Origin of the sequence: Streptomyces diacarni (assembly GCF_003323715.1) — a bacterium.
Classification (GTDB): Bacteria; Actinomycetota; Actinomycetes; order Streptomycetales; family Streptomycetaceae; genus Streptomyces; species Streptomyces diacarni.
In genome coordinates this window covers 542,968-557,698 of the sequence record NZ_QOIN01000048.1, presented here as the reverse complement: position 1 = coordinate 557,698, position 14,731 = coordinate 542,968, and the positions used below count along the sequence as shown (strand labels likewise).

Genomic DNA, 14,731 nt, shown 5'->3' with positions numbered 1-14,731 from the left:
ACGGTGTCCGGTGGTGCGGCGCAACGCGGGTTTCGTGGCTGACGGTCGCGGTGGCGTGGAACGCCGTGTGCGCGTTCCCCCGTGCGGCAGTTCGTCCGTTGATCGTGCATTCGCCCGTCGCCCCCCTCGTGTCCGGGTTTCGCCCCCCGATCGGGACGATACACCAGGTTCGTCACTCAGGGACATAGTCCCAATACTGACCGTAACCACAAGAGGGAAGTTCGGAACAGGGTGCAGTCGTACGGATCCGTAGAGTGGCCTCTCGCGGCCTCGGGTGGTTTACGCGCCCTACGCCACGGCCACCGTGTTGGCCGGCTCCTCACCGGCCGCCCAGCGCCGCAGCTGTGCACCGACGAGCCTTCTGGCACGCGGATGGAACGCGGAAGTGGGCCCTCCGATGTGCGGTGTGATCAGCACTCCGGGTGCTCGCCAGAGGGGATGATCCTTGGGCAGGGGTTCGGGGTCCGTCACGTCCAGCGCGGCCCGCAGCCGGCCCGGGACGCCGTCACCGGCCCCCGGCGCGGACGCCGGGGTACCCGTCTCGGCCAGCAGAGCGCCGGTGTCGACGACGGCACCACGGGCCACGTTGACCAGCAGCGCCCCGTCCTTCATCCGGGACAGGAATCCGGCGTCCACCAGGTGGCGGGTCTGCTCGGTGAGCGGAGTCGCCACTACCACGACGTCGGCGAGCGGCAACAGCTCGTCGATCTCGCTCAGTGGGCGCACCGGGCCGAGTTCGGCCAGGCGCGGCGAGCGGGCGACCCGGTGCACGGCGGCGACCTCGAACGGCAGCAGCCGCTTCTCGATCGCCTCCCCCACGGCGCCGTAACCGAGGATCAGTACCGTGCGGTCGGCGAGGGCGGGGAGGAAGCCGGTACGCCACTCGCCGCGGTCCTGGGCGCGGACCGATCCTGGCAGGTCGCGGAGGGAGGCGAGGGTGAGCGCCACGGCCAGTTCCGCGGTGCTCGCGTCGTGCACGCCGCGGGCGTTGCACACGCGCGTTCCGGTGGGGAGGCGTGGGATGGCGGACGCGATGTGGTCGATGCCCGCGGTGAGGGTCTGGACGACTTTCAGGCCCGTCATCCGGGCGAGCGGCCGTACGGCGACCTCGGCACCCAGGTAATAGGGGACGACGTAGAAGGCGCAGTCCGCGGGGTCCGCCGGATACTCCTCCTCCCCGTTCCAGTACCGGTACGTCAGGGAGTCGGGCAGCCCCTCGACACTCTCCGGCGGGAGCGAGAGCCATACCTCCGTCGCATCAGCCATGAGGAGAGACTAAGGGGCGGCCACCCCGCAGGACAGGGGCGCCTTCCCACGACGCGTGGGGGCGGTGTGGCCGGGGCAAACGTGTGTGACACCCGGGCGCCCGCTAGTTTGGGGTCCGTCCCGGAGGGAGCAGGAAAGCGGTGGAGCGCAGGACGATCGGTGCGGCAGCACTCGGTGTGGGGGCCGTGGGACTGGGCTGTATGCCGATGAGCTGGGCCTACTCCTCCTCGGAGCAGCACGGCGTCACCTCGCTGCGCGCGGTGCACACGGCCCTGGACGCCGGGGTCTCGCTGCTGGACACCGCCGACATGTACGGGCCCTTCACCAACGAGCTGCTGCTCGGACGCGTGCTCAAGGAGCGCCGCGAGGAGGCGTTCGTCTCCACCAAGTGCGGACTGCTCGTCGGCGACCAGCACATCGTCGCCAACGGCCGCCCCGGCTACGTGCACCGGGCCTGCGACGCCTCGCTGCGCAGGCTCCAGACCGACACCATCGACCTCTACCAACTGCACCGCGCCGACCCCGAGGTACCGATCGAGGAGACCTGGGGCGCGATGGCCGAACTGGTGACGGCGGGGAAGGTGCGCGCGCTGGGCTTCTGCGCCGTCGGCGCCCGCGCGGACCGGCGCGCGGGCACCGGTATCCACGACAGGACCATACGGCAGCTCGAACGGGTCCAGCAGGTCTTCCCCGTCGGCGCCGTACAGGCCGAACTGTCCGTCTGGTCCAGGGAGGCCCTCGCCACCCTGCTGCCCTGGTGCGAGACCCGCGGCATCGGGTTCCTGGCCGCCATGCCGCTGGGCAACGGCTACCTGACGGGCGCTCTGACCACAGGCGGCGGCTTCGAGCCCGACGACGTGCGCGCGCGGCACCCCCGCTTCACCGCCGAGATGATGGCCGCCAACCAGCCCATCGTCGCCGGGCTGCGCCGCGTGGCCCGCCGCCACGGCAGCGCGACACCCGGCCAGATCGCGTTGGCCTGGGTACTGGCCCAGGGCCGGCACGTGGTGCCCGTCCCGGGGACGAAGAAGCCGCACTGGGTCACGGAGAACGCCTGCGCCTCGGCGCTGAAGCTGACCGAGCACGACCTCGCGGAGATCGCGGCCCTGCCCACGGCCCGGGGGTCGTGGGACTGAACCCGGGCACCCGGGAACCGGTTTGGTGAGCCGGGTGCCGCCCTGACGGCGGGGCCGACGGCGACGGCCGCGCGGGGTACTCCCCCGCGCGTGCCGCGTGTGGTCCCCTGGAAGCGTTCGGTGTCGAGGGGCCGAGGAGCCAGAGCGTGCGACGTGCGACGGGTGTGGGTGTCGGTTTGGCCTGTGCGGTGGTGCTGGCCGCGGGGTGTTCGGGCGGGGGCGGCGGCTCGGGCGCCGAGCCCTCCGGGGAGGGGCGGTCGACGGCGGGCGGCACCCCCTCCTCCCGGGCGGCCCCCGCGAAGGGTTCCGTGAAGGTCGCCGAGACGGTGACGACCGGGCTGGAATCCCCCTGGGGGCTGGCGCCGCTGTCCGACGGGGACCTGCTGGTCTCGCTGCGGGACACCGGGAAGATCCTGCGTGTCGAGGCGGACAGCGGCAAGAAGACCGAGCTCGGCACCGTGCCCGGGGTCGAACCCGGCGGAGAGGGCGGGCTGCTGGGGATCGCGGTGCCGCCCGACGGCGAACAGGCCGGCGGCTGGGTGTACGCCTACTTCACCTCCGCGTCCGACAACCGCATCGTGCGCATGATCTACGACGACAAGAAGGACCCGGGCGACCAGTTGGGCGCGCCCGACGTGATCCTCAAGGGCATCCCCAAGGGCCGGACCCACAACGGGGGCCGGATCGCCTTCGGACCCGACAAGATGCTGTACGCCGGGACGGGAGAGTCCGGCGACGGGCGGCTCGCGCAGGACAGGGACTCGCTCGGCGGCAAGATCCTGCGCATGACCCCCGAGGGCGAGCCCCCCGGACACGGCAACCCCGAGACCGACTCCGTGGTCTACAGCTGGGGCCACCGCAACGTGCAGGGTCTGGCGTGGGACGCCGACAAGCGGCTGTGGGCCTCGGAGTTCGGTCAGGACACCTGGGACGAGCTCAATCTCATCGAGCCGGGCAGGAACTACGGCTGGCCCGACGCCGAGGGCAGGAGCGAAACGAAGCGCTACCGGGACCCGGTGGAGCAGTGGCGCACCGCCGAGGCCTCCCCCAGCGGAATCGCGGTGGCCAAGGGTTCGGTGTGGATGGCGGGGCTGCGCGGCGAGCGGCTGTGGCGCATTCCTCTCAAGGGCGGGGAACCCGTGGCCAAGCCGCAGTCGTTCCTGAAGGGCAAGTACGGCCGCCTCCGCACGGTCGTCGCCGGCCCCGGCACCGGCGGCGGCGGGCTCTGGCTGGTCACGAGCGAGACGGACGGACGTGGCTCCCCGGAGAAGGGGGACGACCGTATTCTCCGCCTTGAGGTGCGCTGAGAGGACCGGGTGGCCTGGTGTTCAATCTGCTGGAGCAGTTGTTCGCACCGAATCGCAAGCACGCCGATGACGAGAGGCAGCGTCTTGAGCACACCCGCGTGCAGGCGGGCAGCACCGATCCGGGGGCGGGCCCGATAGACCTCACCTCGGGGCACGTCCTCATCCGCCCGCCCGCACCGCGCGACGCGGCGCCGGGAGACTCAGCGCCGGGAGACTCGGCGCCGGGCGGTTCCGCACCACGCGCCTCGGCGCCGCGCGATGACACACCGCGCGGTTCCGCGCCGGGCGCCGAGGCCGAGCCATCGGCACCGGCACCGCGCACCGCACCTGGCTCAGCGACACCGCCCCCTACGAGCACCGGCGGGCCGGCGCACGGGCCGGATGGGCAGGGCGGGCCGGGCGGACCGGGCGGACCAGCGGGCCGCTCCGTCGGGTCAGCGGACCGTCCTGCGCACGGCGGCTCCCCGCGGGGTGACCAGGCGTAGCCGGAAGGCCATGGCCGCCGCCTCGCCCCGCGTGGCGACGCCGAGCTTGGCCAGGATGTGGGAGACGTGCACGCTCGCCGTCTTCGGCGCGATGTGCAGCCGCTCGGCTATCTGCCGGTTGCTCAGCCCCTCGGCCACGAGGTCCAGCACGCCCCGCTCGCGGCGGGTCAGTCCGAGGGAATCGGCCGGGTCACAGGTGGCGGGCAGGGCAGGGCGGGTGGGCGCGGGGCCTGCGGACGCGTCGTCGTCCAGGGCGATCCGGGCGCGCAGCGCCAGCTGTTCGGCCTCGGCGCGCAGCGGCGCGGCCCCCAGCCGCAGGGCCTCGGCGCCCGCCGCCCGCAGCAGTGCGCCCGCGGAGCGGCCCGCGCCGGGCCCCTGCCCGGCTGCCGAGCGCCGCGCCGCGTCGGCCTCCAGCAGGGACTCGGCCCAGCGCAGGCGGGCCAGTGCGAGGGGGTGGGGGCGGCCGAGGGGTTCGAGGGCGAGGGCGGCGGCCTCCCAGCGGTGCGGGTCGTTGTCCCCGGCCGCCCGGGTGAGTTCGGCCTCCAGGAGCAGGGCGTGCCCCTCCCACACGGGTGCGGGCCGCGGCAGCTTGCGGGCGGCGCGCCGCAGTGCGTCCAGGACGGGCCCGCGCCCCGGGTCGGTGCCGGGGAGGCCGCGGGTCTCGGCCTCCTGCGTGGCGGCGGCCGTCAGCAGGGCCCAGGCCTGCGGGTAGCTGCCGGGGCCGAAGCCCTCTTCGAGCGCGCGGGCCAGCTCGGCGCGGGCCTCGGCGAGGTCGCCGCGGCGGGCGGCGAGGACCATGGTGAAGTGCCGGAGCGCGACGGCCTTCTGCGGTTCGACGACGGGGGAGCTGCCGAGCGCGGCCACCACTTCCTCGACGGCGGCCTCCAGCCCCGGCTGGTGTCCGCGGTCGTGGGACAGGTGGGCCCGCAAGAGCGCGACCCAGGCGCGGACGTCGGCGGCGCGGGCCGCGGTCCTGGCCTCGTCGAGGAGCGCGGCCGCCTCATCCCACTCCCCCATCGACAGGAGGGCTTCGGCGTGGGAGGCGAGGGCGCCCGCGTAGGAGTTGGGGCGGTTGCGTTCACGGGCGACGCGGGCCGCGTGGGCGGCCTCGGCCGCCGCCTGTTCCCAGCGTCCCGCCAGCTCCAGTTCGACGGCGATGTTGGTGGCGGCGCGGATCTCCACGCTGGTGACGCCGGCCTCGGCCGCCTCGTCCCGGGCGCGGGCCATCTCGGCCAGGCCCGCTTCGAGGTCACCCGACTGGGCGAGGAGGGTGCCGAGGGTGACGCGGGCTTCGAGCTCGATGACGGTGACGCCGACGACGCGGGCCAGTTCGACGGCACGTACGGCGGTGGCCAGCGCCTCGCGCCCCGGGCGGTGCACCAGGCCCCAGCTCGCCGCGCTGGAGAGCACCTTGGCGTGCACGGCGGAGGGCGGCAGTCCGCGGACCAGTTCCTGCGCCGTGGCGATCTGGGCCCAGCCGTCGCCCTTGCCCGCCTCTTCGGTCAGCAGGCCCATCTTGAGCTGGAACCAGGCGCAGGTGAGCGGGTCCCGACTCTCCTCCAGCCGGGCGAGCGCGCGGCGGGTGAGCGCCTGGGCCCTGGTGACGTCGCCGCTGGTGCGGGCGGCGACGACGGCTTCGGCCAGGACCTCCATGAAGCGCGGCGGACAGGGTGCAGCCTGTCCCGGTGGAGCGCCGGTGGGGAAGGCGCGCGGCAGCGTGAGGGCGGGGAGGCCGTCCTTGGCGTCGTCAGGTACGTCGTCCCACAGCTCGATGACGCGTTCGAGAAGGTGGTGTTCCTCGGCGTGGGCGTGCCGGCTGCGGGCCTCGACGGAGGCGGAGAGCGCGGCGGGGAGCGCCTTGGCCGCGTCGCGGCCGCGGTGCCAGTAGTGCGCGAGGCGGGCCAGCCGTTCCTCGGCACGGACCAGCGTCGGGTCGGCCTCCAGCGCCTCGGCGTAGCGGCGGCTGACGCGGGCGAGTTCGCCGGGGAGCAGGTCCTCGCGGACGGCCTCACGCAGCAGGGCGTGCCGGAAGTGGTATCCGGATCCGTCGTCCGTGGCGCGCAGCACGTTGCCGCCCACGGCGGCGCGCAGGGCTTCCAGCAGCGCGTCCTCACCGAGCCCTGCGACGGCCGCCAGCAGTGCGTGTTCGACGGCGGAGCCGCCGCCCGCTGCCAGGCGCACCACACGCTGGGCCGCGTCGGGCAGCGCCTCGACGCGCACGAGCAGCAGATCGCGCAGGGAGTCGCTGATGGAGCAGGTCGCGCGGGTGGCCGTCAGTTCCTCGACGAAGAAGGGGATGCCCTCGGAGCGGCGGAAGACCTCCTCGGCCAGCACGCTGTCGGGCTCGGCACCGTTGATGCCGGTGATCTGGGCCCGGACCTCGGTGCGGGTGAGGCGGGGCAGGCCGAGGTGGAGGACGGTGCGCAGCCGGTCCTGTTCGGCGAGGAAGGGGCGCAGCGGGTGGCGGCGGTGGATGTCGTCGCTGCGGTAGGTGGCCAGCAGGGCGAGGCGGCAGGCGCGGGTGGAGCGGAAGAGGTAGCCGACCAGTTCCCGGGTGGAGCGGTCGGCCCACTGGAGGTCTTCGAGGGCGACGACGAGCGTGCGGTCGGCGGCGAGCCGCTCCAGCAGTTGGGCGGTGGCCTCGAACAGCCGGGCGCGGCCACCGTCGACTCCGTCGGCGAGGTCGGCTCCGTCGGCATACGCCTCGCGCTGCGTGGCGGGCGCGGGGACCGCCAGGTCGGGCAGCAGCCGGGCGAGTTCGGCCTCGCGGCCCTCGGCTGCGGCCGCGAGACGGGCCGGGTCCACGGCGCGGCGCAGGCCGCGCAGCGCCGTGGTGAACGGGGCGAAGGGGAGGCCGTCGGCGCCCAGTTCGAGGCAGCCGCCGAGCGTGGTGACGCCGCCGCGGGCGCGCGCCCGCGCCAGGAACTCCTCGAGCAGCCGGGTCTTGCCCACACCCGCCTCGCCGCCGAGCAGCAGCGCCTGCGGCGTGCCGGCCTCGGCGCGGGCGAGCGCCTCGGTGAGCGCGGCCAACTCCTCGGCGCGGCCGACGAAAACGGGGCTGACGGTGGTGGTGAGCGGCACGGTGTTCAGCATGGCATCCCCCACCGTCACCGGGCACCCGTACCGGCCGGGGCGCGGGAGCGTCCGCGGCCCGTCACGCGGCCCTGACCCAGGCGGTCCCCTCCCCGTGGCCTCCTTGTCGCCTGCGGCCGAGCCAGGGGCCGAGCCAGGGGCGGATTCCGCGCCCGGGTTCCTGGCGGGCTTCCCTGGCCCGGCGTACGAGCCGCTCGTGGTCGGCCTCGCGGCGCAGGTCGTCCATGCGCAGGTGGTGGGTAGTGTGGTTGAGGTCGTACAGCATGGCCCTCGTCCCCTTCCAGGAGTGTGCGGTGTCCCTGCGGACCTGACACGTCCACACTCCTGCCTGCGGCGTCCCGCCACATCGGGCAACTGCCCCGTCTTGCGCGGCCGGGGTGCCTTAGGTCCGGGGCCGACCCGCCTTAGGAAGGGCCCCGGGCGGACCGAGGCGGGGTAGGGCGGGTGCGGGTCCCGGCGGCTCGGCCGCGGGTTCGCCGCCGGGCGCGGGCACGACGGGTTCGGGACCCTGCGCCGCGGGTGCGGGTCCGTTGGCCACGGACCCGGGCCCCCGGGCGGCGGGTCCGGTGCCGGGGCCCGGGGCCGGTGCGGCGGGTGCCGGGAAGGCGCCGGGACCGGCGGGTTTGGTGCCGGCCGGTACGGCGGCGGGTTCCGGTTCGATGCTGATGCGGGGCAGGCGGCGGTCCAGCCAGCCGGGCAGCCACCAGTTGGCGCCGCCCAGCAGGTGCATCAGGGCGGGCACCAGCAGGGTGCGCAGGACGAAGGCGTCCAGGGCGACGGCGGCGGCGAGCGCGATGCCGAACATGGCGATCAGCCGGTCGCCGCTGAGGACGAAGGCGCCGAAGACGGCGATCATGATGACGGCCGCCGAGTTGATGACGCGGCCGGTCTCGGCCAGGCCCACCCGTACGGCGCGCCTGTTGTCGCCTGTCAGCCGCCACTCCTCGTACATCCGGCTGACGAGGAAGACCTGGTAGTCCATGGAGAGCCCGAAGAGCACCGAGATCATGATGACGGGCAGGAAGGGTTCGACGGGTCCCGCGCTGCCCAGGCCGAGGAGTTCGCTGCCCCAGCCCCACTGGAAGACGGCGACGACGACGCCGAAGGCGGCGGCGACGGCCGCGATGTTCATGGCCGCGGCCTTGAGGGGGATGGCGATGCTGCGGAAGGCCAGCAGCAACAGGAAACAGCCGAGTGCGATGACGACGCCGCCGAAGAGGGGGAGTTTGCCGACGATGAGGTCGGCGAAGTCGTCGTAGCCGGCGGTCGGGCCGCCGACCAGGACGCGCAGGGTCGATCCTTCCTCGGCCTGGGGCAGCACGTCGTCGCGGAGCCGGTCGACCAGGTCGGAGGTGGCCTTGGACTGGGGTGAGCTGTCGGGCACGACGGTGATCACGCCGGTGTCCCCGCTGCCGTTGAAGTCGGGTCCGGAGACCTGGGCGACGCCCGGGGTGGAGCGGATGGCCTCGGGCAGGTGGTCGAAGGCGAGCTTGTCGCCGGCGCCGTCGACCTCGCCGACCAGCGTGAGGGGGCCGTTGGTGCCGGGGCCGAAGCCTCCCCCGGAGCCTTCGGCCCCTGGGGGACCCCCGGCGAGCAGGTCGTAGGCCTTGCGGGTGGTGCTGGTGGCGGGGTCGTTGCCCTGGTCGGAGGTGCCCAGGTGGAGGCTGAGGGTGGGCAGCGCGAGCACGGCCATCAGCACGGCGGCCAGGGCGCCCAGCAGTTTGGGCCGGCGTTCGACGAACGCGGACCAGCGCACCGCGAAGCCGGTGGGCGCCTCGGGGCGCGGCCCGTGCTCGGTCAGCCGCCGGCGTTCGCGGCGGCTGAGTGCCCGCATGCCGATCATGCCCAGGAGCGCGGGCAGCAGCGTCACGGAGGCGGCCACGCTGAGCACGACGGTGAGGCAGGCGGCGAGTGCCACTCCGCCCAGGAAGCCGAGCCGCAGGATGAACATGCCCAGCAGGGCGATGCACACCGTGGCGCCGGCGAAGACGACGGCCCGCCCGGAGACCGTCACGGCGCGCTGTGCCGCCTCGTGCACGGGGAATCCGGCGCGCAGCCCTGTGCGGTGCCGGGTGACGATGAAGAGCGCGTAGTCGATGCCGACGCCCAGGCCGATGAGCATGCCCAGCATGGGGGCGAAGTCGGCGACGGTCATGACCTGGCTGAGCAGCCCTATCCCGGCCGCGGCGGTGCCGACGGCGACGACGGCGGTGATCAGCGGCAGCGCGGTGGCGGCGAGCGAGCCGAAGGCCAGGAAGAGGACGACGGCGGCCGCGGCGAGCCCGATGACCTCGGCCAGCTGCGCCTTCGGTGCCTCGGTGAGCGCGATGCCCGGGCCGCCCGCCTCGACCTGGAGGCCGTCCCCCGCGGCGTCGCGTGCGGTATCGAGGACGCGCTGGGCCTGTTGTTCGCCCAGTTCGTCGGTGGGCGCGTCGAGGGTGAGGGTGGCGTAGGCGGTGTGGCCGTCCTCGCTGATCCGGCTCTCGCCGCCGGGCGCGTAGGGGGAGCGCACGGAGGCGACGCCGGGCAGGTCGGCGACGGCCCGCAGCGTCTCGGACATGCGTTCTTCGACGGGGGCGGCGCGCACACTGCCCTCGTCGGTGTGCCACACGAGGGTGGCGCCCTCGCCGCGCTGGTCGGGGAAGGCGCTCTCCAGCCGCTGTGCTGCCTGCGCCGACTCGGTTCCGGCCGCGCCGTAGTCGTCCGAGTAGGCGCTGCCGGTGAGTGCGGCGGCGCTCACCGCGCCGGCGAGCGCGGCGAGCCAGAGCAGCAGGACGGTCAGGCGGCGCCTCAGGCACCAGCGGGCAAGAGCGGTCACGGGCGTCGCCTGTCTCGGGTCTCGGCACGGGCGGGACGGCGCGGAGCGGAATGCGCCGCTCCAAAACCACCGGTTCAGCAGCCTGCCACCCCGAAAAGATCCTTTGAGACCTTTGTGGCGATACCCACAACCCCGCCGCACACGGGAACTTTCCGGTGCCGGACCCGGTTCCGGGCCCGGCACCGGGGCTGCGGGCCGCCGCCGCTCAGCCCGTCACCGACTCCTCGCCGTTCTCGATGTGCCCCATCAGCCGCCGCCCGAAGGAGTCGTCCTCGGCCACGCCGACCTTCAGGTCGTACCAGCCGTGCGCCGCCGCGGTGCGGTACCCGACCTCGTGCCGGCGCCCCGGCCTCACCCGTACGGTGCGGGGCGCCTCGTCGCTGTAGGCGAGCGGCTCCAGACGGAAGGTGAGGGTGTGCTCGCCGTCGTTGGCCAGGCTCAGCCGCAGGTCGCGCGAGCGGCCCTCGATCCGCGTGGTCACCCTGGCGGCCGCCGCCGCGCCACGGGCGCTGCCGGAGAATTCGCGCCTGAACCCGTTCGGTCCTGTGACGGTGAACCGGTAGGCACCGTCCTTGACCGGCACCCGCTCCTCCCGCTCCCCGCGCACGTCCAGGTGCAGGGGCTCCGCGTACTCCTTCGCGTACGGATAGAGGGCGAAGTGCGCGCTGGCGCGTCCCGCGTTGCGCAGGGTGAGCCGTACACGGGCGGCTCCTGCGTCGTGCACCGCGTCGGCGTCGGGCTGGTACGGAAGGGGACGCGCCCTGCGGTGTCCCGGCTCCTGCCGGGGCAGCCGCTGGTCGGCGGGCGGCCTCGGGCTCCAGCGGGCGGTGAACGGCGGGATCGCGCCCGGCTCCTGGGCGGACGGCTGCGCGCGCCGCCGGGAGAAGTCGAACGCGCTGGTCAGATCGCCGGTGACGGTGCGCCGCCAGGCGGAGATGTTCGGTTCGCGGATGCCGGTCCACCGCTCCAGGAAGCGGATGATCGAGGTGTGGTCGAAGACCTGGGAGCACACGTAGCCGCCCACGGTCCAGGGGGAGACGACGGTCATCGGCACGCGCATGCCCAGGCCCGTCGGCTTGCCCTGCCAGTACTCGTCCTCGACGTCCCGTCCCGGCACGGGTGGTGGCACGTGGTCGAAGTAGCCGTCGTTCTCGTCGAACATCAGCAGCAGCACCGTGTGCCGCCACACCTTCGGGTTGCGGCCCAGCGCGTCCAGCACCTTGTAGACGAAGGTGGCGCTCTGGATCGGTGAGGAGCTGCCCGGGTGCTCGGAGTCGGCGGCCGAGGGGACCAGGTAGCTGACCTCGGGCAGCCGCCCCGCGTCCACGTCGGCGGCGAACGCGTCGGCCGTCGTGCCGGGCTCACCGCGCACGAGGGCGCGGTCGAAGAGGTCGCGTTCTGTCCCGGTGAGCGTGGCGCGGCCCTTCTCCAGCCGGTCCAGCAGGTCCGCGCGCCCCGCCTCGTCGGCGTCGGCCAGCTTCCCGTAGAAGGCCGTCATGTTCTCGGCCCCCTCCACCTCGGCGAGGGCCTTGCGGCCGACGGCCTTGAAGGACGCGTAGAACTCCAGGTTGTTGTCGGTGAAGTTGTCCCACTCCTGGTAGACCTGCCAGCTGCGTCCCGCTTTCTGGAGCCGCTCGGGGTAGGTCGTCCAGGTGTAGCCGGGGTGGGTGTCCTCGTCGTAGGCGTCGTTGCCGACCGCTCTCTTCCCGGTCACGGGTTCGAACCCGGTCCAGCCGCTGACCAGGTGGTTGCGGTTGGGGCTGGTGGAGGAGTGGATGGCGGAGTGGTAGGCGTCGCAGACGGTGAACGTCTCGGCCAGCTCGCACTGGAGGGGGATGTCGGCGCGGTCGTAGTGCGCCATGGTGCTGGCGGTCTTGGCGGTGACCCAGTTGTCCATCCAGCCGTCGTGCCAGGCCGTGGCGCCGCCCTCCCAGCCGTGGTCGAGGGCGCCGATGTACTGGGCCTCCTGCCGCTGGGTCTCGGCGGCCTCGCGGACGGAGAAGGGCAGCACGGTGCCGGCACCGAGGGCGCCCGGCTGTTCGAACACGCTTGTACCGCCGGGCAGCTGGACGGCGTTGCGGTCGCCGTAGCCGCGCACTCCGCGCAGGGTGCCGAAGTAGTGGTCGAACGAGCGGTTCTCCTGCATGAGGACCACCACGTGCCGGATGTCTCCGAGACCCCTGCCGCCGTCGGGGCCCGCCGTGTGCCCCGCGTCGGCCGCGATGGCCTGCCGCAGCGACGGCGGCAGCAGGGAGCCGGTGACCGAGAGCCCCGCTGCCGCAGCCGTCATGCCCAGCGCCCTCCGGCGCGATATCCCGTCAGCCACCCCTGCCGCCTCTCACCCAATGGTTCGCTCGTAGGCCATTGCCGAACGCGACAGGGACGCTAGCGGGACAAGGTGACGCGCGAAAGGTCGCCGGATGGACATTTCCTTACTCGGCAGAGCCTTACCCGGCGGAGCCAGCGACGGGCACCAGGGGGAAGTGGCACCTCACCAGGTGCCCCTCCCCCGCGGGCGCGGTCGGCTCCGGCGGGGTGGTCGCGCACAGCTCGGTCGCCAGCGGGCAGCGGGTGCGGAAGCGGCATCCCGAGGGCGGGTCGGCCGCCGACGGGGTCTCGCCCGCGAGCGGCCCCGCCCCCTCGGCGGGTCCCGCTTCCGGCGCACCGTCCACCGCGGTTTCCCCCGCACTGTCCACGACCGCGCTGTCGGCCGTCTCCAGCAGCCCCCGCGTGTACGGGTGCAGGGGCCGGGCGAACACCTCGGCGGCAGGGCCCGTCTCCACCAGCGAGCCCAGGTACATCACGCCCACCCGGTCGGCGAGGTAGCGGACCACGGCCAGGTCGTGGGAGATGAACAGGTAGCTCAGCCCCTTCTCCCTTTGCAGGTCCCGCATCAGGTTGAGGATCTGCGCCTGCACGGACACGTCGAGCGCGGAGACGGGCTCGTCGGCGACCACCAGCGAGGGGGCCAGCGCCAGCGCCCTGGCCAGCCCGAGGCGCTGGCGCTGGCCGCCGCTGAACTCGTGCGGGTACCGGTGGACGGCGCCGCGCTCAAGACCCACCTCGTCCAGCAGTCCGCGGACGCGCTCCTCCTGGGCCGCGCGGTCGCCCACGCCCTGGACGACCAGGGGTTCGCGCAGGATCGCGCCGACCCGCATCCGGGGGTCCATGGCGGCGTAGGAGTCCTGGAACATCAGCTGCACCCGCCGCCGGTGGGCTCGCAGGTGCGCGCGGTCCAGCGTCGCGAGGTCATCGCCCTCGAACCGTACGGAGCCGCCCGTCGGCTTCTCCATACCGACGGCGAGGCGGCCCAGCGTGGACTTGCCGCAGCCGGACTCGCCGACGATGCCGAAGGTCTCGCCGCGCCGGACGGTCAGGGACACTCCAGCGACGGCGCTGACCAGGCGGCGGTCCCTGCGCCGGGTGAAGGGACTGCTGTGCAGGGGGTATTCCCGGCGCACGTCGTCGAGGTCGAGCAGCACGTCGGCGTCGGTGCCCGGGGAGGCCGGAGCGTCCTCGGCGGGGCGTGCCTCGCCCGGCGCGGCCGGCCGCGCCGCGGGGTCGGCCGGGTGGAAGCAGGCGTAGGTGTGCACGCCCTCGTCGTCGGCGGGCCGGGGCGCCGGTTCCTCGGTGCGGCAGACGTCGGTGGCGTACGCGCAGCGGGGGGCGAAGCGGCATCCGGCGGGCCGCCTGGTCAGCGACGGCGGCAGTCCCGGGATGGTGGCCAGGGGGCGGCTCGTGCCGGCGGCACGCTCGGGGAGCGCGTCGAACAGCGCCTGGGTGTAGCGGTGCCGCGGCGAGGTGAACAGCCGTGCGACGGGGGCCTGTTCGGCGACCTTGCCCGCGTACATCACGGCCACGCGGTCCACGCGGCGGGCGATGACCCCCAGGTCGTGGCTGACCAGGATGAGGGCCATGCCCAGGCGTTCGCGCAGCTCGCCGATCAGCTCCAGGATCTGGTGCTGGGTGGTGACGTCCAGCGCGGTGGTCGGTTCGTCGGCGATCAGCAGCTTCGGCTCGCACACCAGCGCCATGGCGATGGCGACGCGCTGCCGCATGCCGCCGCTGAGCTGGTGCGGATAGTTCCTCATCCGCTCGCCCGGCTGCCCCAGGCCGACCAGACGCAGCGTCTCGACCGCCCGCTCCCTGGCCTCGGCGCGGCTCACCCCGCGGTGCAGCAGCAGCGGTTCGGCGACCTGGGCGCCGATCGTCATGGTCGGGTTGAGGGAGCTGAGCGGGTCCTGGAAGACGACACCGACGGCCTCGCCCCGTATCCGGCGCAGCACCTGGTCGGGCGCGGCGGCCAGGTCGGTGCCCTCCAGCAGGACGCGCCCCGAGGTGACGCGGGCGCCGGGCGGCAGCAGCCCGAGGACGGAGAGCGCCGTCATGGTCTTGCCGCTGCCGGACTCGCCCACCAGGCCCAGCGCCTCCCCAGGCGCCAGCCGCAGGGAGACCCCGTCCAGGGCGTGCACGGTGCGCTCGGCCCCGGCGCGGTCGCGCCCGGCGATCGACAGGTGCAGGTCTTCGACGGACAGCAGGGGCTCGTGTGCCGGCAGGGGCTCGCCCGACAGCGGGGACTCGCCGGACGGTACGGGCCCGGGCGGCTGCGTGGTCGGCATCATGACA

Annotated in this window: 9 protein-coding genes; 3 read left to right on the top strand and 6 right to left on the bottom strand. The window is 74.1% G+C overall.

The annotated features are described in order from the left end of the window. Positions 1–288: 288 nt before the first annotated feature. Positions 289–1,266, bottom strand: a complete 978-nt coding sequence (locus DTL70_RS24345) for a 2-hydroxyacid dehydrogenase (protein WP_114024088.1) — start codon at positions 1,264–1,266, stop codon at positions 289–291. Between the two features lie 140 nt (positions 1,267–1,406). On the opposite strand from DTL70_RS24345, the gene DTL70_RS24340 reads away from it, so the two are divergent. The 3 genes from DTL70_RS24340 (at position 1,407) to DTL70_RS33895 (ending at position 4,194) form a co-directional block, all read left to right on the top strand. Then, positions 1,407–2,402 (top strand): aldo/keto reductase, encoded by a 996-nt coding sequence (locus tag DTL70_RS24340; protein ID WP_114024087.1) that lies wholly within the window; start codon positions 1,407–1,409, stop codon positions 2,400–2,402. A gap of 146 nt (positions 2,403–2,548) precedes the next feature. After that, a complete protein-coding gene (locus DTL70_RS24335) occupies positions 2,549–3,709 on the top strand; it encodes a PQQ-dependent sugar dehydrogenase (protein ID WP_114024086.1) in 1,161 nt (386 codons plus the stop codon). A 17-nt stretch (positions 3,710–3,726) separates the two neighbouring features. Next, positions 3,727–4,194, top strand: coding sequence for a DUF6191 domain-containing protein (locus tag DTL70_RS33895; protein WP_114024085.1), 468 nt, complete (start codon positions 3,727–3,729; stop codon positions 4,192–4,194). Here DTL70_RS33895 and DTL70_RS24325 read toward each other — a convergent pair. The 5 genes from DTL70_RS24325 to DTL70_RS24305 form a co-directional block, all read right to left on the bottom strand. Beyond that, positions 4,144–7,287, bottom strand: coding sequence for a helix-turn-helix transcriptional regulator (locus DTL70_RS24325; RefSeq protein WP_114024084.1), 3,144 nt, complete (start codon positions 7,285–7,287; stop codon positions 4,144–4,146). The genes DTL70_RS33895 and DTL70_RS24325 overlap by 51 nt on opposite strands. Positions 7,288–7,348: 61 nt before the next feature. Further along, on the bottom strand, positions 7,349–7,552 hold the full coding sequence (locus tag DTL70_RS24320; protein WP_114024083.1) for a hypothetical protein: 204 nt from the start codon (positions 7,550–7,552) through the stop codon (positions 7,349–7,351). A 117-nt stretch (positions 7,553–7,669) separates the two neighbouring features. After that, positions 7,670–10,105, bottom strand: a complete 2,436-nt coding sequence (locus DTL70_RS24315; protein ID WP_245979605.1) for an MMPL family transporter — start codon at positions 10,103–10,105, stop codon at positions 7,670–7,672. 205 nt (positions 10,106–10,310) lie between these two features. Then, positions 10,311–12,431 carry a phosphocholine-specific phospholipase C gene (locus DTL70_RS24310; protein ID WP_425470402.1) on the bottom strand — a complete coding sequence of 707 codons (2,121 nt, stop codon included), beginning with the start codon at positions 12,429–12,431 and terminating at the stop codon, positions 10,311–10,313. Between the two features lie 121 nt (positions 12,432–12,552). Beyond that, positions 12,553–14,724 carry a dipeptide ABC transporter ATP-binding protein gene (locus DTL70_RS24305; protein ID WP_114024291.1) on the bottom strand — a complete coding sequence of 724 codons (2,172 nt, stop codon included), beginning with the start codon at positions 14,722–14,724 and terminating at the stop codon, positions 12,553–12,555. Positions 14,725–14,731: the final 7 nt, after the last annotated feature.